Genomic DNA, 20,168 nt, shown 5'->3' with positions numbered 1-20,168 from the left:
GTGTGGTGCTTGTGCCGTTCCCGTGCCAGGCTCGATCACATGCTGTCGATGCAGCGCAACGATCCACGTCAGTACGACGACATGGTCGGGGAATGGTGGCGTCCCGGCGGCGACTTCGAACTTCTGCACTGGCTCGCCGCGTCCCGCGCGGCCCTGATTCCGCCGGCCACCACCGAGGGGGCGATCCTGGTGGACGCCGGCTGCGGCGGCGGCCTGCTCGCCCCGCACGTCCGTGCGAAGGGCTACCGCCACATCGGCGTCGACCTGGGCCGTCCGGCGCTGGCCGAGGCCACCCGCCAGGGAATCCACGCGGTCAACGGCGACGTCACCGCGCTGCCGCTCGCCTCCGGCGCTGCCGACGTGGTCGCGGCCGGCGAGATCCTGGAGCACGTCACCGACCTGCCCGGTACGGTCGCCGAGCTCTGCCGGGTGCTGAGCCCGTCCGGCCTGGTCGTGCTGGACACCGTCAACGACACCGGGCTGAGCCGCTTCATCACGGTGACCGCCGGCGAGCGGCTGGGGATCGCCCCGGTCGGCCTGCACGACCCCGAGTTGTTCGTCGCGCCGGAGCGCCTGGTCGCCGAGTTCGCCCGGCACGGTGTCGACCTCCGGGTCCGCGGGGTTCGCCCGAGTCTTTCCGGATTGTTCCGCTGGCTGGCGTTACGCCGTACCCCGAACGGCCGCCCGCTGGGACGGATCGTGCCCACCTTTTCCACCGCAGTGCTGTATCAGGGGAGCGGCCGAAGGGTAGGGGAACCGGCATGATCGACGAAGCTCGACGGCTCACTCCGCGATTCGCGGCCCGCGCCGCCGCCAGCGATGTGGACGGCTCCTTCCCCGCCGAGGACTTCGCGGACCTGCGCGACGCCGGCTTCTTCGGCCTGATGGTGCCCACCCACCTCGGCGGCGCCGGCGCCGGCTTCGCCCAGTACGCGGAGGTCGCCTACGAACTCGCCCGCGGCAACGGCGCCACCGCCCTGATCTTCAACATGCACGCCTCGGTGACCGGCGCCCTCAGCGGCGTCACCGACGGGCTCGCCGACGCTCTGGGCCTGCCACCGGAGGCGCTGGCCGCCCGCGACGAGTACCTGAAGGCGGCCGCCGGTGGCAGTTGGTACGCGGTGGCGATGAGCGAACGCGGCGCCGGCTCCCGGCTGTCCCGGATGACCACCTCCTACCGGGCGGTGGACGGCGGCTACCGGATCACCGGCGCCAAGACCTTCTGCTCGGGTGCGGGGCACGCGGACGCGTACCTGATCGCCGCCCGCAACCCCGACGATCCCGCCCAGGTCTCCCAGTTCCTGGTGCCGGCCGGTCCCGGCCTGCGGGTGGAGCAGACCTGGGACGCGCTCGGGATGCGCGCGACCGGCTCGCACGATCTGCACATCGACGTCACCGTTCCGGCCTCCGCGCTGCTCGGCGGGGTGGAAGGGCTGGCCCTGGTGGTGGCCCAGTTGGCACCGCACTGGATGGTCGCCAGCTATGCCGCGGTCTACGTCGGCGTGGCGCGGGCGGCGGTGGACGCGGCGGTCGAGCACGTCACCAAGCGTGGCCTCACCGGATTACCCGCGGTGCGGGCCCGGATCGGCCGGGCGGACGCCGCGGTCGCCGCCGCGCACCTCGCGGTCCGGGAGGCGGCCCGCCGGGTCGACGAAGCGCCCGGCGACGCCGAGACGAACCGCTGGGTGTGGCGGGCGAAACTGCTGGCCGGCACGACCGCGGCCGAGGTGGCCGCCTCGATGCTGGAGGCCGCGGGCACCTCGGCGATGCGCCGCGGGCATCCGCTGGAACGGCTCTACCGGGATGCCCGGGCGGGTTCACTGCAACCCGCCACCAGCGACGTCTGCGCGGACTGGCTCGGCGTGGACGCGCTCGGCGGCGACCCGGACTCCGACGGCGTGGCGCCACGCTGGTGAACGCCGTGATCAGCGGCCTCGGCGTCGCGCTTCCGCCCTCGGTCTCCCAGGACGACATCTGGTCCGGGTATTTCGCCCGGCACCACACCGGGGCGCGGCTGGCCCTGGCCCGGCGGATCTTCGAGAACTCCGGCGTACGCACCCGCCAGGCCGCGGTGAATCCCCTGCTGGAAGACGTCTCCACCTGGTCCACCGAGCGCCGGATGCGCCGCTACCAGGTGGAGGCCATCCCGCTGGGCAAGGCGGCGGTGAGCCGGGCCCTGGAAGACGCCGGGGTGAGCGCCGGCGAGCTCGGTCTCTTCGCGGTCTGCTCGTGCACCGGCTACGCCACGCCGGGGCTGGACATCCTCCTCGCCCGGGATCTCGGGATGTCACCGAGCGTGCAACGCCTCTTCGTCGGGCACATGGGTTGTTACGCCGCGTTGCCGGGCCTCGGGACGGCGAGCGACTTCGTGGTGGCCCGCAACCGTCCCGCTCTGCTGCTCTGCGCCGAGCTGACCAGCCTGCACCTGCAGCCGGCGAGCACCCGCACCGACATCCAGCAGATCGTCTCGCACGCGCTCTTCTCCGACGCGGCCACCGCCGCGGTGCTCACCCCTCAAGATCAACACCCTTCGGGGTACGCCGTACGCGAGGTCGCCGCGATCACCGACACCACCACGGCCGACCACATGACCTGGGAAGTCACCGACCTCGGCTTTCGGATGGGCCTGTCACCGCAGGTCCCGTCGGTGCTCGCCACGCACGTCCGCGGGCTGGTCGACGACGTGCTCGCGCGGCACGGCCGGAGCATCGCCGACGTGGACGGCTGGGCGGTGCACCCGGGCGGTCCGAAGATCCTCGACGTGGTCCAGGAGCAGCTCGGGCTGGACGATGCGGCGCTCTCGGCCTCTCGAGGGGTGCTCTCCGCGTACGGAAACTGCTCCTCACCCACTGTATTGCTGGTGCTGGACGCCCTACGCCGCCGCGAGCGTCCACCGCGCCGGATCGTGATGCTCGCGTTCGGCCCCGGCCTCACCCTCTATGTCACTCTTCTGGAGGCCTCTACGCTCGGAGCGTGAGCGGCGAACGGGGACGCGGTGCGGTGCTGCATCTGCTGACCGCAATGATCTTGCTGGGCGGTGGGCTCTGGTGGTGGCAGACCGCGCCACGGCAGACCACCGACCCCCGGCTGCTGCACTGGCGGCTGAGCGCCGAGCAACTCCTGCCGGACGTCGGCGACCAGGAGATGGCTACCACCCTGGCGCTGCAGGACGGTGCCGGGCACGAGGAGGTGGCCGACGTCGGCCACGGTGAGTTCCTGGTCTCGGTGATCTGCGCGGGCGACAACGGCAGCCGGGTGCGGGTGAGCCTCAGCCGTTACGACTCCGGGCGGGGGATGCGGTGCTCCGGCGCGCGTACCCCCGAGGTGTTCACCGTGGGACTCGCCGACAACCTGCATCTGCGGGTCAACGTCGAAGCCGCCGGGCCGGTCGTCTTCCGTTACACACTGCAACGGATGGACCGTTAACGGCTCAGCTGTGGAAGGTACGGCAGGATCACTTCGGCCGACGCGACCCGCGGCATTCGCTGCACGATCTTCCCCGGCTTGTCGACGAGGAGCACCGCCGCTGTCCCGTCCGGTGCGCCCAGATCCAGCTTCTTGCGCAGGGTGTCGGTCTGGTCGCGCAGGTGGGTGACGACCTTCCCGTCCGCCTGCGGGGTCCGGGCCGGTGGGAGGGCCAGCGTCGTGGTCGGTGTGGTCCTGGCGGCCGTGACGACGAGAACCGCCGTCCCCGAACTGACGCCGGCCACGGTGCCGGTGATCAGGTCGTTGCAGGAGCAGCCGTCGGTCAGCAGCACGACGGCCGGCAACTGGCCGGTGAGCGAGACCAACTGACCGTCCGGCCCGATCATCTCCAGCGCGGGCAGCGTGCCGGTCGGGCTCTGCGTGGCGGCGGTGCGCTGGGTGGCGGGCTGCCGCGGCGGCCCTGGCCAGGCCGAGGCGAACAGGCTGGCCACGGTCACCAGGATGGCCATCGAGATGATCAAAACAGGGGTACGCACGGCGAGCGCGCCGAGCTTGCGGAGCTTCTGCCACGGGGTGGGCGGCGGCGCCGTGTTGAGCTCGGCACGGACCGCGTCGACCTCGTCGGAGAGCTCGGAGAGATCGTCCGGAATGACGATGACCCCCCACTCCTCGGGGAGGTCCGGAAGATCATCGGGGGTACCGCCGTCGGGCGGCCAGCCGTTGTTGTCGCTTGCGCCAGCCATGACTCACCTCCCCCCTTACCGACCAGATCTTGCTTCGGTCGGGGAACTTCCGTCCAGCGTCCCCTACCCGGGGGTCGCATCGCCAGTGGTGCGTCGTTCCTGACCTTAGCGATAAGCTTGATCTCACAAAGCCATCAGGTCCGAAATTTCCGACTCGTTGGCGGGAGACGTGACGCCGCGGTCACTTTGTGTTACTTAGGCAGCTTCTTGCGCCGGTGTCAAGCGGGAGAAAGCCCCATCACAGGGCCTCTGAGCTGCACTAACAGTGACCGTCAGGGCGAGACACGGCCGCCGGAGCGTGTTACCCTAGACACAGCGAAAGGGGTTTCGAACCTATGGTTTTCAGTGTCGGCGAGACCGTTGTTTACCCCCACCACGGGGCCGCACTCATCGAGGCAATCGAGACTAGGGTCATCAAGGGCGTTGAAAGGCAGTACCTCGTTCTGCGTGTCGCCCAAGGCGATCTTACTGTTCGAGTGCCCGCTGAGAATGCCGAGGAAGTCGGCGTGCGCGAAGTGGTTGGCGAGGAAGGCCTGGGTAAGGTCTTCGACGTCCTCCGCGCCCCGCACACCGAGGAGCCGACCAACTGGTCGCGGCGCTACAAGGCCAACCTCGAGAAGCTCGCTTCCGGCAACCCGCTGAAGGTTGCTGAGGTTGTTCGTGACCTCTGGCGTCGTGAGCGTGAGCGTGGCCTGTCGGCGGGCGAGAAGCGGATGCTCGCCAAGGCTCGTGACATTCTGGTCGGCGAGGTGGCCCTCGCTGAGAAGAGCACCAAGGACGAGGCTGAGGTCCTGCTCGACAAGGTCCTCACCGAGGCCTGATCCACCCGACGCAAGCACTCCTCAAAACTGTGTCCGACGACCGCGACGTGACCGCGCAGCTCAATGCTCGCGGTGACGTCGCGGTCGTCGTTCCAGCCGCTGGTGCCGGGCTTCGCCTCGGTCCCGGCGCCCCCAAGGCCCTCCGCCTCCTCGAGGGCGAGCCGCTGCTGGTCCACGCCATCCGGCGGATCGCCGCAGCGCCTTCGGTCCGCATGATCGTCGTGGCCGCCCCACCCGCCGAGGTGGACGCCGTGCACACCCTGCTCGCCGCGATCGCCCCGGTCACTGTCGTGGCCGGCGGCGCCGAGCGCCAGGAGTCGGTCGCTGCCGCACTCGCCGTCGTCCCTTCCGACGTCGGCATCGTGCTGGTCCACGACGCGGCCCGCTGCCTGGCGCCGGTCTCCCTGGTCGAGCGGGTCGCCGCCGCAGTCCGCGACGGTGCCGACGCGGTCATCCCGGTCCTGCCGGTCGTCGACACCATCAAAGAGGTCTCCCCCGAGGGTGCCGTCCTCGGCACGGTCGACCGCTCAGTGCTGCGGGCCGTCCAGACCCCGCAGGGCTTCCGCGCTTCAACCTTGCGGGCCGCCCACGCCGCGGCCGCCGACAGCCACACCGACGATGCCGGCGCCGTCGAAAAACTCGGCCGTCCGGTGGTTTGTGTCCCGGGCTCCGACCTGGCCTTGAAGATCACCAGGCCGATCGACTTGGCGTTGGCCACTCACCTGCTTACCTTGCCGGACCCTGACGCCCCGGCGTAACCGGTCCAGCCACATCGCGGCTCAACTCAGTGTCGGCTCGTCCGGTGTTGGCTCGGCCTAATCGCCTTGCCGGAGTCTTTGGCCGGGCCGAGCCAGCGACTATGACCGTGATCGCCACTCTGCTCGGCGTGGTGCCTCGATTCGTGGCCGCGCAGCCATTGTCGATCTTCTGGAATTGCGGGAGCTAGGGGTGGGCTGGAATTCACAGGATCTCGCGGCGGTGCGATCTGCGAATCAGTGCCGGCGTCCTTGAGTGGAAGTAGCGGAATCGCTTTCGGCAGGGCCTTTGTGTGACTAGCCAAGATCGTGGAATTGGGTCCGGCGTAGGCTGCCGGGGTGATCGTTCCGCGGGTCGGCATCGGTACCGACGTCCACGCCTTCGACCCGGAGAGGCCCTGCTGGGTGGCGGGTCTGCACTGGCCCGGCGAACCCGGGCTGGCCGGGCACTCCGACGCTGACGTGGCGGCGCATGCGGCCTGCGATGCGCTCCTCTCCGCGGCGGGGCTCGGGGATCTCGGGAGTAACTACGGGACGAGCCGGCCGGAGTGGGCCGGCGCATCCGGGGTGGCGTTGCTCACGGAGACGGCCCGTCGGGTGCGAGCGGCCGGCTTCGAGATCGGCAACGTTTCGGTGCAGGTCATCGGCAATCGGCCGAAGATCGGGAAGCGGCGGGACGAGGCGGAGAAGATCCTCTCGGACGCGGTGGGCGCCCCGGTCACGGTCGCGGGAACCACAGCCGACGGCCTGGGCCTGACCGGTCGCGGCGAGGGTTTGGCCGGCACAGCCGTAGCGATGGTCTACGCCACCACCTAGTCGATCTTGGATCTGCCGTGCCCCACCTGGGCCGGCGGCCGTATCGATCATGGGCCCGTGCGTATGGACACCTTCCAGGTCGAGGTCTGAGCTAGCAACGCTGAGCGTCAGCCGACCCACCCAGCTGACACCCAATGCGCCTTGAACGGCCGGGAAGCAACGCTCCGGGTCAGCCGAGAAGTTTGGCTGACGGTCAGCGCTCCTTCCGCGGTTAGGAAGCGACGCTCGGCGTCAGCTGGGGGTTCGGCTGACGGTCAGTGCTGTTTCCGCGGGCGGGAAGCGACGTTCGGGGTCAGCTGGGGTGTTTGGCTGACGGTCAGTGCTGTTTCCGCGGGCGGGAAGCGACGTTCGGGGTCAGCTGGGGTGTTTGGCTGACGGTCAGTGCTGCTTCCGTGGGCGGGAGGCGACGTTCGGGGTCAGCCGAGAAGTTTGGCTGACGGTCAGTGCTGCTTTCGCGGGCGGGAGGCGGCGCTCGGGGTCAGCTGGGAAGGGTGGCTGACGGTGGGTGCGGCCTGGTGCGTGGGAGGCGGCGGTGGGTGGCAGTTGGAGATGATCAAGAGGCCGGGGCAACGGGGTGGCTGCGGGGAGGGATTGGCGCTGGGGATGTGGGTGTTGATCGTCACGGGGAGGGGCGGGGGTGGCATCGGGCATGATCACTTCCATGATCGGCTCGCTGCCAGATGTTGCTCGACGGTTGATTGATAACCCCACCTATGCGGTGCTTACCACCTTGAATGCGGATGGGACGCCACAATCTACTGTGATCTGGGTTAAGCGGGACGGTGGGGACGTGCTCTTCTCCACGGTGCGCGGGCGGCGGAAGACGATGAACATGGAGCGGGACCCGCGAGTTTCGATCTGTGCGTTCGATCCGGCGCAGCCGTATTCGTACTGCACGGTGGAGGGGACGGTTGCGCTCAGTGACGATCAGGCGGATCTGATCGGCGAGTTGAGCTACAAGTACGCGAATGAGCCGTGGACCGCGGACGGGCCGGAGACGGTGCGGGTGGTGTGCCGGGTCACCCCGACTCGAGTGATCTCCAGGTAGAGCGCCTACGCTCGGCAACGTGCCCGCCCCCTTGGAGCCTGACACCACGCCGGAGGAACACCGGCAGCGAGCCCTGCTGCTCGCCGACCTCGGCCGCTACGACGAAGCCGCTGAAGAGATCGCTTCCGGTCTGCAATCGGCGCCGCAAGAGACCGCACTTCTCGCGACTCTGGCCCGCATTCACCTGGCTGCTGATCAGCCGGTTGAGGCGCTTGCCGCCGCTGATCGGGCTGCCGCTGCGGTTCAGCCGCCGGAGCTGTCCGCCCTGGTCGTTCGGGCCATGGCGCTCACCGACAGTCGGCGGTACGCGGATGCCGCCCGTGTCGCCGGTGAGATTCTGCAGAATTGGCCCGATGACGCGTACGCGCAACGGACCGGAGCCGCCCTGCTGAGTGAATCGCGCAACGGCCAGGAGGCGCTGAACGCCGCGTGGCACGGCGTGCGGGTCGCGCCGACGGAGGCCGAGGCGCACCTGGTTCTGGCCGTCGTCGCGGCTCGGCTGCGGCTGTTCGATCTGGCGCAGCGGGCCTACGGCGAGGCGCTGGAACTGGATCCGGAGATCGGGGACGCGGGCCAGGGGCTGGGCATCGTGCGGTTCGAGCGCCGCCGGTGGGCGCGGGCACTGGAGGACCTGGCCGAGGAAGCGTCCCTCGGGGTCCCGCCGGGTAGCGGCGCCGCAGTGACCGAGCCGACCCCGAAAGCAGAGCCGGGCTCGAAGGGCGAGCCGGGCTCGAAGGGCGAGCCGGGCTCGAAAGGGGAGCCGGGCTCGAAAGGGGAGCTGGGCTCGAAAGGGGAGCCGGGACCAAGGGTGGAGCCGGCCCCGTTTGACGAGGTCGTCCGGCCGCGGCGCTCGGTTCTGGACAACTCGGAGCAGTCGGCGGAGTCGGTGCGGGAGACCGTCCAGTTCGGCGCCGGCGGCACACTGGTCGCGGCCGTGCTGACCGCTGCGATGACCATGATCAGTACGGGAATCTCGCGGATCTGGGGCGGCCTGATCGGCGTACTCGTCTTCGGTGCGATCCTGTTCTGGTTCCGCAGTCGGCTCACGGAGCCGGCGGGTGCGGTGCTGGCCCGGCTGCGGGCCGCCGACCGCCGGCTGGCGGTCGCGGCCTACCTGACCTTCGTCGCCCCGGCCTTCCTGATCCTGTACGCGGCGATCGGCGGCCTGGCCCCGCTGGTGATCGCCATGGTTCTCGCTGCGGTGGCGGAATTCCTGGTGGTGACCGGGAAACGGTGACGTGGCGGGCAAAAGCGTGGTTGTCCGTTTCTCGCACCGTCCATTAGGTTCGATTTCGTGTCGACGATGGTGCCTCCGCTCTATGCCGGGCTCGTCGATGACGCGTCCCTGCTCCCGCCCAGCCCGATCGGTCTGACCGACGGCGTCGCCAAGTATCACGAGCACACCGGTGCGTGGTATGCGGACCTGCTCGGTTCGCTGCTGGTGCCGGCCTCGATCGTCAGCACCGAGCCGGTGCCACGCATGGCGGCCGGTCTGATCGGCGACGTGCCGGCCGCCGCGCTGCCGGTGACGGTCGAGAAGTTGCGGGCCGCCGGTCTGGTGATCGAGCACGTCGAGGCGGCGGTGGCGCGCCGCGGCGAGGATCCGCAGCCCGGTCTCGATGCGCTGCGTGCGTTTGCGGCCGCCGAGCGCGGTCTGCAGCTGTACGCGGAGATCCCGCTCAGCTGGGGTCTGCTGGCCGCCCTCGACTCGGTCGCCGAAGCGCGTGCCGCGGGTCTGGCGATCGCCCCGAAGTTCCGGGTCGGCGGCCTGGCGGCTGAGCTGTTTCCGACGCCGGTCGAACTGGCCGCGGTGATCTGCGCGTGCCGCGACCGGGAGCTCCCGTTCAAGCTGGCCGCGGGACTGCGGCATGCCACCCGGCACACCGATCCGGAGACCGGCTTCACGCACCATGGGTTCCTGAATGTGCTGGTGGCGACGGTGGCCGCGGCGAACGGCGGTGAGGTGGCGGAGGTGGCTGAGGCGCTGGCGGCGACCCATCCGGTGCCGCTGGTCGAGCCGGCCCGCGCGTACCGGGACGGGCCGCGGCCGCTGTTCGTCGGGTTCGGCGCGGCGAACGTGGTCGAGCCGCTCACCGAGCTGGTTCGGCTCGGCCTCATCAACGGCGGCTACGAGTAGCCTGGAATACTTACCGTCCGTGACCCGGGTGCTGATTCGAACCGCGGTGGCCCTGGTTGTTCTGGCGGCGGCGGTGCTGGTCGGGTGGCGGGTTCTCGCGCCGGCCGAGGTGCTGGCGACGGCGAACACGCCGTACCCGCCGATCTCTTTGCGGACTGCGGGCGTTACCGGGCGTACCAATCTTGCGCCGCTCGTGGTTGACGGCCGGGTTCGGGTCTATGCGGCGAAACACCAGGTCAAGGCGGATGGGCCGGTGGATGGGCGGACGCTTTACACCGCTCGGTGGTCGTTTCGGCGCTGGCCGGAGCAGCTCAGTGGGGTGGCGGCCGGCGGGACTGCGGTGATCACGCGGTGGTCCGATGGGGAGCTGGTGGCGCTCGATGCGCGTACCGGGAAAATCACCTGGAGACAGGATGGGCCGGACTCGCCCGGCTATGCCGGACATCGCACCGGGGCCGCGGCCGTCTGGAGCCCGCCGGGTCTGCGCCTTGCTGCCGGCACGGTTGTGGTTACCGCAGGTCAAGAGCTTGCGGGGTACGAGTTGAGCACCGGCGCCGAGCGATGGCAAGTGTCCGTGCCGGAGGGGTGTGCGGAGGGCTTCACCACGTTGGGTGGTGCGTACGTCTGCGCTACCGGTGCCTATGACACCCGGTCGGGGGCGGTGATCTCGGGCTGGCCGGCTGGACCCCATGTGCCGGTCGGCTGTGATTCGGGGGGCTCGGGATGTGTGGGGTTCCGGGATGGGGCTGGGCAGGGCTGGCTGGCTGACGGGGATGTGCTGCGGCGGGTTCCGGCTCTGGATGCGATGGGTGCCACGATCGCGGCCGGTGTGGTCGTTGCTGGGTCGGAAGGTGGGGTCAGCGCGCGGTCCGTGGAGGGGGCTGAGCTCTGGAACCGGCCGGGTGCGGCGCAGGTCCTTGGTGGGACGTCGACCGACGTGGTGCTGCTGACCTCGGGAAACATGCTGGTTTCGGTGAATGCGCTGACCGGGGTGGAGGTGCACTCGTTTCCGCTGGCCTATGGGAGTGAGAGCACCGAGTGGAAGGCCGGTCGGTATCGGTTGGCGGGCCGTTATCTGGCTCTGGAGCGGTTGAACGTGGACGCGCCGGATGATCCGGAGTCGCCGATCTACTACTTGACGCTCGACACCGTGATCATCGCTGCTCTTTAGCTGGTGCCGCGCTGCTTCGGCCCTGATACGACGCTGAGCGTCAGCCGGGCGGCTCGGCTGACCGGGAGTGTTGCTTCAGCGGGCGGGAGACCGCCCTGGCCGTCAGCCGGATGGCTTGGCTGACCGGGAGTGTTGCTTCAGCGAGCGGGAGACCGCCCTGGCCGTCAGCCGGATGGCTTGGCTGACCGGGAGTGTTGCTTCAGCGGGCGGGAGACCGCCCTGGCCGTCAGCCGGATGGCTTGGCTGACCGGGAGTGTTGCTTCGGGGGTCAGGCCAGGTGGGGGAGTAAGGCTGACCAGGCCTCCTCGGCGGCGCCTGCGATGGGGCCGTCGTCGTCGCTCAGGGTGGCGGGGATCACCGGTGGGGGCAAGTCTCGGTGGATCAGCATGAGGCCGTCGAGGTAGGCCGCTTGGACTGCGTCGGGGACGGTGGCCAGTAGGTCGGCGCCGAGGCCGCCGACGGTGATCAGGTCGACGTCGAGGCCGTTGACCAGGCCGGCGATGCCGCGGCCCAGAGCTGTGCCGATGACCCGGAGCGCGGCGAGGGCGGCCTCGGCATCGGCCGGGCGCTGGGCGGGCGAGCCGGCGCCGGAAGAGGGCTGGCTGAGACCGGTAGAGGGCTGGCCGGGACCTGGTGGGGGGTTGAGGGGGGTTCGGGCCGCTAGGAGGACTCGGCGGGCGTAGGTGATGGAGTCCCGGGGTGGGGGGTCGCCGAGCAGGCGGGCCAGGGCCGCGCCGTCCACCGCGGTGCCCCAGCAGCCGTGGGCGCCGCACGGGCAGGGCAGGGACGGGTCACCGAAGGGCATGTGGCCGAATTCGCCGGCGGCGCCGCGGGCGCCGATCATCGGGCGGCCGTTCTCGACGACGGCGCCGCCCAGGCCGGCTTCGATGCGGACGTGCAGGGCCACTGCGGCTCCGGCGGCGGCGCCTCGGCGGGATTCGGCGGTGGCGGCGAGGGTGGCGTCGTTGCCGGCTACGAAGACCTCGGCGGCCGGCCACAGTTCGGTCAGGTCGACGTCGTGCCAGTTCAGGCCGGAGGCGTCCAGGCGGAAGGTGCGGGAGACGGTTCCGGGGACCGAGACGCCGATGGCTCGTGGGCGTTGCGCGTACCGGGGAAGGATTTCCGTGATGGCGGCCTTGACCGCCGTGCGGACCGCGACCCAGTCGGTGGCCGCGTGCCGGCGCGAGTGGGAGGCGGTGGCGGTGCCGCCCAGCTCGACCACGTCGATCCGCCAGCCCTCGTGGGTGATCGCGACAGCCAGCACGAGCGGGCCGTCCGGATGGGGCAGGAGGACGGTGGTCGGGCGGCCGCGGGTGCCGCTGGGGGCGGCGGGGGCTTGGACGAGGAGCTTGGCGCGGCTGAGCTTGGTGACGAGTTCGGTGGCCGCGCCGGTGCCGACGCCGAGCAGGCGGGCCGCGTCGGCGCGGGTCACGCCGGGGCGGTGGTGCACCACTCGGAGCAGTTCGGTGGAGCGGGTCGTCACAGTCGGTCTCCCTATATTTGCTCTAGATCAGAGCTTATTCTGCGGGGGTGAAACTCAACCGCCCGGCGCTGATCGTCCTCGGTGCCTCCACGTTCTGCTACGTCACCGCGGAAACTCTCCCGGTCGGCCTGCTGCCGGAGATCTCCGGCGACCTCGGGGTGACCGAGGCACAGGTCGGGTTCCTGCTGACGAGTTATGCCGTGGTGGCCGCGCTGAGCACCATCCCGCTCACCGCGCTCACCATGCGGGTGCCGAGGCACAAGCTCATCGCCGTCACGGTAGCGATTTTCGCGCTGTCACAGGGGGCGGCAGCGGTCGCGCCCACCTTCGAGGTCCTGACCCTGACCCGGCTCGTCTGCGCCCTCGCGCACGGGGTGTTCTGGTCGGTGATCGGGCCGATCATCGTGCGGCTGGTGCCGCCCGGGCAGGGTGGACGGGCCACGGCGATGGTCTTCATCGGCAACTCGCTGGCCATCGTGCTCGGCGTGCCGCTGGGTACGGCCCTAGGCCAGCTGCTCGGCTGGCGGGTGGCGGTCGGGCTCTTCGCCGCAGCCGGGGCGATCTGCGTGGCGCTGCTGATGGCGGTGCTGCCCAAACTGGACCCGCTGCCGCGGGACCGGGCGGCGCGGACCGGGGAGCAGCTGCTGGGTGCGGTGCGGATCCTGCGGAACGGTTCGGTGGCCCGCCTCTGCCTGATCACGATGGTGCTGGTGGTGGGACACTTCGCGGCTTACACGTACATCGCTCCGCTGGTACGCCGGGACGCCGGCCTGGACGGCGCCGGCCTGAGCGCGCTGCTGCTGGGCTACGGCGCGGTCGGGCTGCTCGCCAACTTCCTGGTCGGCCGGTACGTCGATCGGCGGCCGGGTCCGCTGGTCATCGGCCTGACGGTGACGATGACGATTTCGGTCGCCCTGCTGGCGCCGGTGCTCGGACCGGTCCCGACTGTGGTGGCTACGCTGCTCTGGGGCGGCGCGTTCACCGCGATTCCGGTCTTCCTGGCCGCGGCGGTGCTCCGGGTGGCGCCGATCGCCCGGGACGCGGCGTCCGCGGTCTACGTGGTGGCGTTCCAGATCGGCATCGGCGGCGGCGCGTTCGTCGGTGAGCGGCTGGTCAGCGCCGGTGAGCTGGGCGCGCTGCCGCTGCTGGCGGCCGGGTTGGCGCTGGTCGCCTGCGTGCTCGTGGTGTTCTCGCCGGTGGTCTTCCCTGCTCGGATCAGCAAGGAAGACCACGACCGGGCCGAGGCAGCCGCCGCGCTGCATTGAGCGGAGCTCAGACGAGTGCGGCCTCCGCTGCGGCGAGGAACAGGTCGTTCTCCTCGGGGGTGCCGACCGTGACGCGGATCCCCTCCGGGTGGAAGCCGCGCACGATCACACCCCGGTTCTCGCAGGCGGCGGTGAAGTCGGCGGTCCGGTCGCCGAGCGGCAGCCAGACGAAGTTGGCCTGGCTCTCCGGAACCTCGACGGAGAGCTTGCGCAGGGCCTCGGTGAGCCGGGCCCGCTCGGCGACGACCAGGGCGCAGCGGCGGCGTACCTCGTCCTCCTGCTCCAGCGCGGCCAGCGCGGCTGCCTGCGCGACTGTGCTGGTGGAGAAGGGGGTGACCACCTTGCGTACCGCGGAGGCCACCTCGGGCTGGGCGACCAGGTAGCCCATCCGCAGCCCGGCCAGGCCCCAGGCCTTGCTCATGGTGCGAAGCACCACGACGTTGGGCCGGTCACCGTACGTCTCCAGCCCGTCCGGCACGTCCGGGTCGGTGACGAACTCCCGGTACGCCTCGTCGAGCACCACCAGCACGTCGGACGGCACGTCGGCCAGGAACCGGTCGATCTCGGTCTTGCGCACGCTGGTGCCGGTCGGGTTGTTCGGGTTGCAGACGAAGACCATCCGCGTCTGGTCGGTGATCGCCTCGGCCATCGCCGCCAGGTCGTGCCCGTGCGCCGCGGTGTTCGGCACCCGCACGCTGGTCGCGCCCCCACCGGCGGCGATGATCGGGTACGCCTCGAAGGACCGCCACGAGTAGACGATCTCGTCGCCCGGCAGGCAGGTCGCCTTGGCCAGGATCTCGGCGAGCGCCACCGACCCGCAGCCGGTGACCACCCGCTCCGGGTCCACCCCGAACCGCTCGCCGATCGCGTCGCGCAGCCGGATCACACCCATGTCGGGGTAGCGGTGCACGGACCGGGCCGCCTCGGTCACCGCTTCCACCACGCCGGGTAGCGGACCGTACGGCACCTCGTTGCTGGCCAGCTTGATCGCCTCGGCGATGCCCAGCTCACGGGCGAGGTCGGCGACGTTGCGCCCGGGCACGTAGTTGGGCAGCGCGTCCAGGTCGGCGCGGGTCAGCCGGGTCATTGCGGTCCTCCGGGTGTGGTCGTCGGTCGGGTGCCCGGCGGAACGGCGACGACGACTGTCGCCGCCGTCTTGTCGTGCCAGGCCTGTCGCAGGCGGGGGTCGAAAACGGGGGACAGCGAGGCGATGAACTGGACGATCAGGCCGACGCCGCACCACCAGAACAGCGTCCACATGCCGAGCCGGGCCCAGCGGGTGAAGGCCCGGGCGAAGCCGAGCGGCCCGGTCTTCTCCACCGGGAGCACCTTGATCCCCATCGCCCGTTTGCCGAGGGTCTGGCCGCGGGTAGCGGTCGAGGGCGCCTCGTAGAGCAGCCACAACAGGGTGGCGACGGTCAGGATGGCGATCGAGAGGGTCTGCATGCGCGCGGTCGGCTCGACGGTGACGTTCTGGTTGCCCGCCGCGACCTGCCGCATGTACTCCTGGAAGATCGGCGCGAAGTCCTGCCAGTACTGATAGATGAACCAGCCGTTGACGAAGATGTTGAGCACCAGGACCGCGGCGATGTCGATCAGCCGGGCGGTCAGCCGCCGGCCCAGGCCGGCGAGCGGGAAGCCGTGCGGCATCGCCTGCGGCATGGGATAGAGGTACGCGTGCATCGGCTGCCCCGGTTGACCGGGCTGGCCGGGCGGCGGCTGCCAGCCGGGCGGGGGCTGCTGCCACCCGGGCGGCGGCGCCTGCGGGCCCGGCTGCTGGGGGCCCGGCTGCTGCGGGCCCCAGCCGGGCTGCGGTCCCCAGCCGGGCGGCGGACCGTATGCCGGCGGCGTGGTCGGCTGAGCGGGGTATCCGGGTGGCGGCGCCTGGAACGCCTGCGGCTGGGGTTGCGGCGGCGCGGGCGCGGCCGGAGTGACCGGCGGCTCCGCCTCGACGGCGGGCGGCCCGTCCGGTGGGACGGCGTCGGCCGGAATGGCCTTCCCTAGCCAGCCCTCACCGTCCCAGTAGCGCTGGGTGCTGGTGTCGGCCGGGTCCTTGTACCAACCCGCGGGAAGGGAACTCATGCGCAAACCTTTACCACGACAGCCTGACGGTTCCCTGCGGGCCGGGTCCCTTTCCTACGGTGCGTGCGGGCCGCGCGGTTGGGCAAGAGGCGCACCGGAAGTTGGTCAGACTGTGCAGGAGGTGGGGTAGGTTCCCCCGATGAGTGAGCAGACTGTCCAGCTCGATGACCTTGACGGCCGCCTCATCGCGCTGCTCGCCGCGGAGCCGCGGATCGGTGTGCTGGAGCTCTCCCGGCGGCTCGCGGTGGCCCGTGGGACGGTCCAGGCCCGGCTGGACAAGCTGATCGCGCGGGGCGCGATCAAGGGCTTCGGCCCCGAGGTGGTGCCGGCCGCGATCGGCTTCGGCGTCACCAGTTTCGTCACTCTGGAGATCCGTCAACGGTACGGTCATGACGCCGTGGCCGAGCATCTCGCGGAGATTCCCGAGGTCCTCGAGGCGCACACGATCACCGGCAGCGGGGACATCCTGTGCCGGATCGTGGCCCGGGCCAACGCCGACCTGCAGCGGGTGATCGACCAGATCGTCGGCTACGAGGGCATCCTCCGGGCGCACACGATCATCGCGCTGGCCGAGCTGATCCCGTATCGAACCGTGCCGCTGGTTCGCGCAGCAAACCGGCAATAGGCCCCGACACGGACTTTTCGCGCTCGCGGGATAAGTGGATCGAGGTCATTACCGTGTCCGCATGTCCGGGGCTGGGAAGGGACTCGCGCTGGCCGCCGCCGTGACCGTCACGGTCCTGGCGAGCACCGGCGTGTGGAACCCGTTCCCGCAGATGTGGTCGTGGATCAGCACGAGTGGACCGGTCGCGCCCGGCGCACGCTGGCAGCAGGAGCTCGGCGGCACCCCGCAGAGCGTGGCCATCGCCGGGGACGCGGTGATCGTCGAGTACCGGACCTCGGTGGAGGCGTACGGGCTGACCGCGGCGGTTCCGCTCTGGTCGTCGGACGCGGACTGGGCGTCGATCGCCGGCAAGGGCTCCGACGCGGTGGTGGTCACCGGCCGGCTGCTCACCAAGGGCTATCAGGTGCTGGACCCGCGTACCGGGGTGGAGCGGCGGTCGGACACCACGGCGAGCGCGGTCTGGACGTACCAGGACGCGATCGTCGACCTGAGCTGCTCCGGGGGTGACGACTGCCGGCTGACCGCCTGGGACCCGAAGTCCGGCACCCAGCTCTGGAGCGTCGGTACCGGCAGCATCGGGTTCGTCCTGGACGCCGCCAACCCGGACCTGCCGGACACCCGCCGGCTCACCACCGACGACGTCGACGACGACGTGGCCGGACCGCCGGTGCTGCCCGGCCTGCTCGGGATCCCGGACGACGGGCAGGTCCGGGTGATCGACACCGCCACCGGCAAGCTGGTGCAGACCGTCCGGCCGGAACGCGATCAGCGGGTCGCCGTGGTCGGTGGACGGGTGCTGACCGTGACCGGTACGCCGCGCGACGGCACCTGTTACTACGGGGTGGTCGCCACCGCGCCGCCCCGCAACGCCGTGGTCTGGCAGCGCGACGGGCTGAACCTGCGGACCGCGGAGAACGGGTCGGACTGCGAGCAGGGACGCGACCCGGCCGGCGGCTACAACGTGGTGCTCGGCGTCGACCCCTACGGGCGGGAAGTCCTGATCAACGGGTACGACGGGCGCAACCTCTGGTACGGCGACAAGGACTCGGACGTGGTCGCCGTGAACGACGCCTACGCGGTGATCCGTAAGGACGACACGTTGCGCGGCTACTCGTACAGCAAAGGCAAGGCGGTGTGGCGGCAGGCCGGCACGAGCGCGGCTCTGACGCCGCACGCCGTGATCGTCCTGGGCAAGAACCGGGTCACGGCGCTCACTCCGTCGAGTGGGGCTGTTCGTGCTGATGTGCGTACCGATGCGAAGATCTTTGCCGTTGGACCTGATGGAATGATCGCCGTCTCCGGCCGCGACATGGCCTACCTGGCGTTCTCCTGAGGTGACCCGGCGCGCGAAGCGCCGGGACGGGTTCGCGTACGGCTACCCGGCTGGCCTAGGCTTGCCGCTCATGAGCAGAGGCGCCGCTTTCACCTACTCGCCGCTCTTGCCGACCGGCGCGGACCAGACCGAGTACCGCTTGGTCACGGACGAGGGTGTGGACGTTGTCGAGGGCCCGGGCGGGCGACGGTTCCTGACCGTCGAGCCGGCGGCCCTGACCCAGCTCACCGCGGAGGCGATGCACGACATCGCGCACTACCTGCGGCCGGCGCACCTGGCTCAGCTGCGCTCGATCATCGACGACCCCAAGGCTTCGCCGAACGACCGGTTCGTCGCGCTGGACCTGCTGCGCAACGCCAACATCGCGGCCGGCGGCGTGCTGCCGATGTGCCAGGACACCGGCACCGCGATCGTGATGGGCAAGCGCGGCCGGCACGTGCTCACCGACGGTCAGGACGAGGCGGCCATCGCGCTCGGCGTCTACCAGGCGTACACCCGGCTCAACCTGCGCTACTCGCAGCTCGCCCCGATCACCATGTGGGACGAGAAGAACACCGGCACGAATCTCCCGGCGCAGATCGAGCTGTACGCCGAGGACCCGGGCGGCCAGCCGGATGCGTACAAGTTCCTGTTCATGGCCAAGGGCGGCGGCTCGGCCAACAAGTCGTACCTCTACCAGGAGACCAAGGCGCTGCTGAACCCGCAGCGGATGATGCAGTTCCTGGATGAGAAGTTGCGCCTGATCGGCACCTCGGCCTGCCCGCCCTACCACCTGGCCGTGGTGGTCGGCGGCACCAGCGCCGAGCACGCGCTCAAGACCGCCAAGCTGGCCAGCGCGAAGTACCTGGACAACCTGCCGACCTCGGGCACGATGCTGGCGCACGGCTTCCGTGACCTGGAGCTGGAGGCCGCGGTCCTGGAGTTGACCCGGGACTTCGGGATCGGCGCCCAGTTCGGCGGGCGGTACTTCTGCCACGACGTCCGCGTCATCCGGCTGCCCCGGCACGGCGCGTCCTGCCCGGTCGCGATCGCCGTCTCCTGCTCGGCCGACCGCCAGGCGGTCGCGAAGATCACGCCGTCCGGGGTGTGGCTGGAGCGGCTGGAGACCGACCCCGCGCGCTACCTGCCCGACGTCACGGACGATCACCTGGAGTCGGAGCAGGTCGTCAAGATCGACCTCAACCGGCCCATGTCCGAGATCCGGGCTGAACTGAGCAAGTATCCGGTCAAGACCCGGCTGTCGCTGACCGGGCCGCTGGTCGTGGCCCGGGACATCGCGCACGCCAAGATCGCCGAGCGGCTGGACGCGGGCGAGCCGATGCCGCAGTACATGCGTGACCACGCGGTCTACTACGCCGGCCCGGCGAAAACCCCGGAAGGGTACGCCTCCGGCTCGTTCGGCCCGACCACGGCCGGCCGGATGGACTCGTACGTGGAGAAGTTCCAGGCGTCCGGCGGCTCGATGGTGATGCTGGCCAAGGGCAACCGGTCCAAGCAGGTCACCGACGCCTGCAAGACGTACGGCGGGTTCTACCTGGGCTCGATCGGCGGCCCGGCGGCCCGGCTCGCCCAGGACTGCATCCGCCACGTCGAGGTGCTCGAGTTCCCGGAGCTCGGCATGGAGGCGGTCTGGAAGATCGAGGTCGAGGACTTCCCGGCCTTCATCGTGGTCGACGACAAGGGCGAGGACTTCTTCGCCGAGGTCACCAAGCCGGTCCTGGGGATCGGCCGCCGCTGACCTCGGCGAGCCGCGGCGACGGGGTCAGGCGCAGTAGCCGGCGACGGGGGTCAGCCACTCCTGCATCTGGGGCCTGAGCGTGCGCTCGAGGTCCTTGGCGGTCTTGACCTTCTCGATGTAGTCCCGGGTCTTCGCGCTCTTCTCGAGTTTCGCCGCGGAGGTCTCGCCGGCCAGCTTGAGGTCGGGGTTCTGCGCGGCGACGGTCTCCTTGCGGATCTGGGTGCCGACCGCCTTCAGTTCGGCGGCCGCGACCTTCTCCGCCTTCTTGGCCTCGTCGGTCTGCTTCGCCTCCTTCTGGGCGATCATCTTGCCCATGGCGGCGCCGAACTCGCCGGCCAGCGCGGCGCTGAAGATCTTCTCGAGCCGTCCGCACACCTTCTCGGTGTCGGCCGAGTAGTCCGGAGTGGCCACGGTGGCGGTCGGCGTCGCGGAGGTGACGCTGGCGGCGGCCGGAGCGCCGATCTCGCTGGTGTCCGCATCGCTGTCACAGGCGGTGCCGGCCAGCAGCACGCCGCCGGCGAGCACGGCCAGGATGGCGCGTCGCATCAGAGATCCTCTTCGTCGGGGGCAACCAAACTCCGCCGACGGTACGTTCCGTTGCGGCTCGCGTCCAACCGTGAGTGATCATCAAGATACGAACGGGCCCGCCCGCGATTGCTCGCGGACGGGCCGCTCGCCCCCGTTCACTGCTTGACCGCTCCGCTGCTCTGGGGGCGCCTCGGAAG

20 protein-coding genes are annotated in these 20,168 nt (G+C 70.5%); 15 read left to right on the top strand and 5 right to left on the bottom strand.

Going from position 1 to position 20,168, the window contains the following annotated elements; all coding sequences use genetic code 11:
• Window positions 1-39: 39 nt before the first annotated feature.
• From OHA21_RS36670 to OHA21_RS36655, 4 genes are read left to right on the top strand one after another with little or no spacing between them, the layout of a single operon-like run.
• Window positions 40-765 (top strand): class I SAM-dependent methyltransferase, encoded by a 726-nt coding sequence (locus OHA21_RS36670; RefSeq protein ID WP_328462965.1) that lies wholly within the window; start codon window positions 40-42, stop codon window positions 763-765.
• Window positions 762-1,916 carry an acyl-CoA dehydrogenase family protein gene (locus OHA21_RS36665; RefSeq protein WP_328462963.1) on the top strand — a complete coding sequence of 385 codons (1,155 nt, stop codon included), beginning with the start codon at window positions 762-764 and terminating at the stop codon, window positions 1,914-1,916. Before OHA21_RS36670 ends, OHA21_RS36665 begins: the two co-directional genes overlap by 4 nt.
• Complete coding sequence (locus OHA21_RS36660; protein ID WP_328478769.1) at window positions 1,910-2,977, top strand: type III polyketide synthase; 1,068 nt, start codon at window positions 1,910-1,912, stop codon at window positions 2,975-2,977. Before OHA21_RS36665 ends, OHA21_RS36660 begins: the two co-directional genes overlap by 7 nt.
• Window positions 2,974-3,426: a DUF6023 family protein gene (locus OHA21_RS36655; RefSeq protein WP_328462961.1), complete on the top strand. Its 453-nt coding sequence runs from the start codon at window positions 2,974-2,976 to the stop codon at window positions 3,424-3,426. Before OHA21_RS36660 ends, OHA21_RS36655 begins: the two co-directional genes overlap by 4 nt.
• Here the strand turns inward: OHA21_RS36655 and OHA21_RS36650 are convergent.
• Window positions 3,423-4,169 carry a hypothetical protein gene (locus tag OHA21_RS36650; protein ID WP_328462959.1) on the bottom strand — a complete coding sequence of 249 codons (747 nt, stop codon included), beginning with the start codon at window positions 4,167-4,169 and terminating at the stop codon, window positions 3,423-3,425. The two genes, OHA21_RS36655 and OHA21_RS36650, sit on opposite strands and share 4 nt — an antisense overlap.
• Before the next feature lie 335 nt (window positions 4,170-4,504).
• On the opposite strand from OHA21_RS36650, the gene OHA21_RS36645 reads away from it, so the two are divergent.
• The 7 genes from OHA21_RS36645 to OHA21_RS36615 all read left to right on the top strand — a co-directional run bounded on the left by OHA21_RS36645 (window position 4,505) and on the right by OHA21_RS36615 (window position 10,917).
• On the top strand, window positions 4,505-4,990 hold the full coding sequence (locus OHA21_RS36645) for a CarD family transcriptional regulator (RefSeq protein WP_014447856.1): 486 nt from the start codon (window positions 4,505-4,507) through the stop codon (window positions 4,988-4,990).
• 47 nt (window positions 4,991-5,037) lie between these two features.
• Entirely contained in the window at window positions 5,038-5,748 is a 711-nt protein-coding gene (gene ispD, locus OHA21_RS36640) for a 2-C-methyl-D-erythritol 4-phosphate cytidylyltransferase (RefSeq protein ID WP_328478767.1), read from the top strand.
• Between the two features lie 336 nt (window positions 5,749-6,084).
• Window positions 6,085-6,561, top strand: coding sequence for a 2-C-methyl-D-erythritol 2,4-cyclodiphosphate synthase (ispF, locus tag OHA21_RS36635; protein ID WP_328462957.1), 477 nt, complete (start codon window positions 6,085-6,087; stop codon window positions 6,559-6,561).
• A 661-nt stretch (window positions 6,562-7,222) separates the two neighbouring features.
• The gene (locus OHA21_RS36630) at window positions 7,223-7,609 is read left to right on the top strand and encodes a PPOX class F420-dependent oxidoreductase (protein WP_328462955.1); all 387 of its coding nucleotides are present in this window, start codon (window positions 7,223-7,225) and stop codon (window positions 7,607-7,609) included.
• A gap of 19 nt (window positions 7,610-7,628) precedes the next feature.
• Window positions 7,629-8,846 carry a hypothetical protein gene (locus OHA21_RS36625; protein ID WP_328462953.1) on the top strand — a complete coding sequence of 406 codons (1,218 nt, stop codon included), beginning with the start codon at window positions 7,629-7,631 and terminating at the stop codon, window positions 8,844-8,846.
• Window positions 8,847-8,903: 57 nt separating this feature from the next.
• Window positions 8,904-9,746 carry a hypothetical protein gene (locus OHA21_RS36620; RefSeq protein ID WP_328462951.1) on the top strand — a complete coding sequence of 281 codons (843 nt, stop codon included), beginning with the start codon at window positions 8,904-8,906 and terminating at the stop codon, window positions 9,744-9,746.
• 19 nt (window positions 9,747-9,765) lie between these two features.
• On the top strand, window positions 9,766-10,917 hold the full coding sequence (locus tag OHA21_RS36615; RefSeq protein WP_328462949.1) for an outer membrane protein assembly factor BamB family protein: 1,152 nt from the start codon (window positions 9,766-9,768) through the stop codon (window positions 10,915-10,917).
• A 268-nt stretch (window positions 10,918-11,185) separates the two neighbouring features.
• Here OHA21_RS36615 and OHA21_RS36610 read toward each other — a convergent pair whose 3' ends face one another.
• Window positions 11,186-12,400, bottom strand: a complete 1,215-nt coding sequence (locus OHA21_RS36610; protein ID WP_328462947.1) for an ROK family protein — start codon at window positions 12,398-12,400, stop codon at window positions 11,186-11,188.
• A gap of 47 nt (window positions 12,401-12,447) precedes the next feature.
• Between OHA21_RS36610 and OHA21_RS36605 the strand changes: the two genes are divergently transcribed.
• A complete protein-coding gene (locus OHA21_RS36605) occupies window positions 12,448-13,665 on the top strand; it encodes an MFS transporter (protein WP_328462945.1) in 1,218 nt (405 codons plus the stop codon).
• Window positions 13,666-13,672: 7 nt separating this feature from the next.
• On the opposite strand, the gene hisC is transcribed toward OHA21_RS36605, so the two are convergent.
• Window positions 13,673-14,752: a histidinol-phosphate transaminase gene (hisC, locus tag OHA21_RS36600; protein ID WP_328462943.1), complete on the bottom strand. Its 1,080-nt coding sequence runs from the start codon at window positions 14,750-14,752 to the stop codon at window positions 13,673-13,675.
• The gene (locus OHA21_RS36595; protein ID WP_328462941.1) at window positions 14,749-15,747 is read right to left on the bottom strand and encodes an RDD family protein; all 999 of its coding nucleotides are present in this window, start codon (window positions 15,745-15,747) and stop codon (window positions 14,749-14,751) included. Before OHA21_RS36595 ends, hisC begins: the two co-directional genes overlap by 4 nt.
• Window positions 15,748-15,886: 139 nt before the next feature.
• Between OHA21_RS36595 and OHA21_RS36590 the strand changes: the two genes are divergently transcribed.
• The 3 genes from OHA21_RS36590 to OHA21_RS36580 all read left to right on the top strand — a co-directional run bounded on the left by OHA21_RS36590 (window position 15,887) and on the right by OHA21_RS36580 (window position 19,443).
• Window positions 15,887-16,372: an Lrp/AsnC family transcriptional regulator gene (locus OHA21_RS36590; RefSeq protein ID WP_328462939.1), complete on the top strand. Its 486-nt coding sequence runs from the start codon at window positions 15,887-15,889 to the stop codon at window positions 16,370-16,372.
• A 61-nt stretch (window positions 16,373-16,433) separates the two neighbouring features.
• Window positions 16,434-17,705 (top strand): hypothetical protein, encoded by a 1,272-nt coding sequence (locus OHA21_RS36585; protein ID WP_328462937.1) that lies wholly within the window; start codon window positions 16,434-16,436, stop codon window positions 17,703-17,705.
• A 70-nt stretch (window positions 17,706-17,775) separates the two neighbouring features.
• On the top strand, window positions 17,776-19,443 hold the full coding sequence (locus OHA21_RS36580; RefSeq protein WP_328462935.1) for a fumarate hydratase: 1,668 nt from the start codon (window positions 17,776-17,778) through the stop codon (window positions 19,441-19,443).
• Between the two features lie 24 nt (window positions 19,444-19,467).
• Here OHA21_RS36580 and OHA21_RS36575 read toward each other — a convergent pair whose 3' ends face one another.
• A complete protein-coding gene (locus tag OHA21_RS36575; RefSeq protein ID WP_328462933.1) occupies window positions 19,468-19,989 on the bottom strand; it encodes a hypothetical protein in 522 nt (173 codons plus the stop codon).
• Window positions 19,990-20,168 lie beyond the last annotated feature (179 nt).

This window comes from Actinoplanes sp. NBC_00393 (assembly GCF_036053395.1).
In the GTDB taxonomy this organism is placed as follows: domain Bacteria; phylum Actinomycetota; class Actinomycetes; order Mycobacteriales; family Micromonosporaceae; genus Actinoplanes.
The sequence above is the reverse complement of the archived record's forward strand: the minus strand, read 5'-3'. Positions and strand labels throughout refer to the sequence as shown.

Coding starts and splice junctions, on each gene's coding strand:
- OHA21_RS36670 (WP_328462965.1), top strand. CDS start 40: ATGCTGTCGATGCAGCGCAACGATCCACGTCAGTACGACGACATGGTC.
- OHA21_RS36665 (WP_328462963.1), top strand. CDS start 762: ATGATCGACGAAGCTCGACGGCTCACTCCGCGATTCGCGGCCCGCGCC.
- OHA21_RS36650 (WP_328462959.1), bottom strand. CDS start 4,169: ATGGCTGGCGCAAGCGACAACAACGGCTGGCCGCCCGACGGCGGTACC.
- OHA21_RS36645 (WP_014447856.1), top strand. CDS start 4,505: ATGGTTTTCAGTGTCGGCGAGACCGTTGTTTACCCCCACCACGGGGCC.
- OHA21_RS36630 (WP_328462955.1), top strand. CDS start 7,223: ATGATCGGCTCGCTGCCAGATGTTGCTCGACGGTTGATTGATAACCCC.
- hisC (WP_328462943.1), bottom strand. CDS start 14,752: ATGACCCGGCTGACCCGCGCCGACCTGGACGCGCTGCCCAACTACGTG.
- OHA21_RS36595 (WP_328462941.1), bottom strand. CDS start 15,747: ATGAGTTCCCTTCCCGCGGGTTGGTACAAGGACCCGGCCGACACCAGC.
- OHA21_RS36590 (WP_328462939.1), top strand. CDS start 15,887: ATGAGTGAGCAGACTGTCCAGCTCGATGACCTTGACGGCCGCCTCATC.
- OHA21_RS36585 (WP_328462937.1), top strand. CDS start 16,434: ATGTCCGGGGCTGGGAAGGGACTCGCGCTGGCCGCCGCCGTGACCGTC.
- OHA21_RS36580 (WP_328462935.1), top strand. CDS start 17,776: ATGAGCAGAGGCGCCGCTTTCACCTACTCGCCGCTCTTGCCGACCGGC.
- OHA21_RS36575 (WP_328462933.1), bottom strand. CDS start 19,989: ATGCGACGCGCCATCCTGGCCGTGCTCGCCGGCGGCGTGCTGCTGGCC.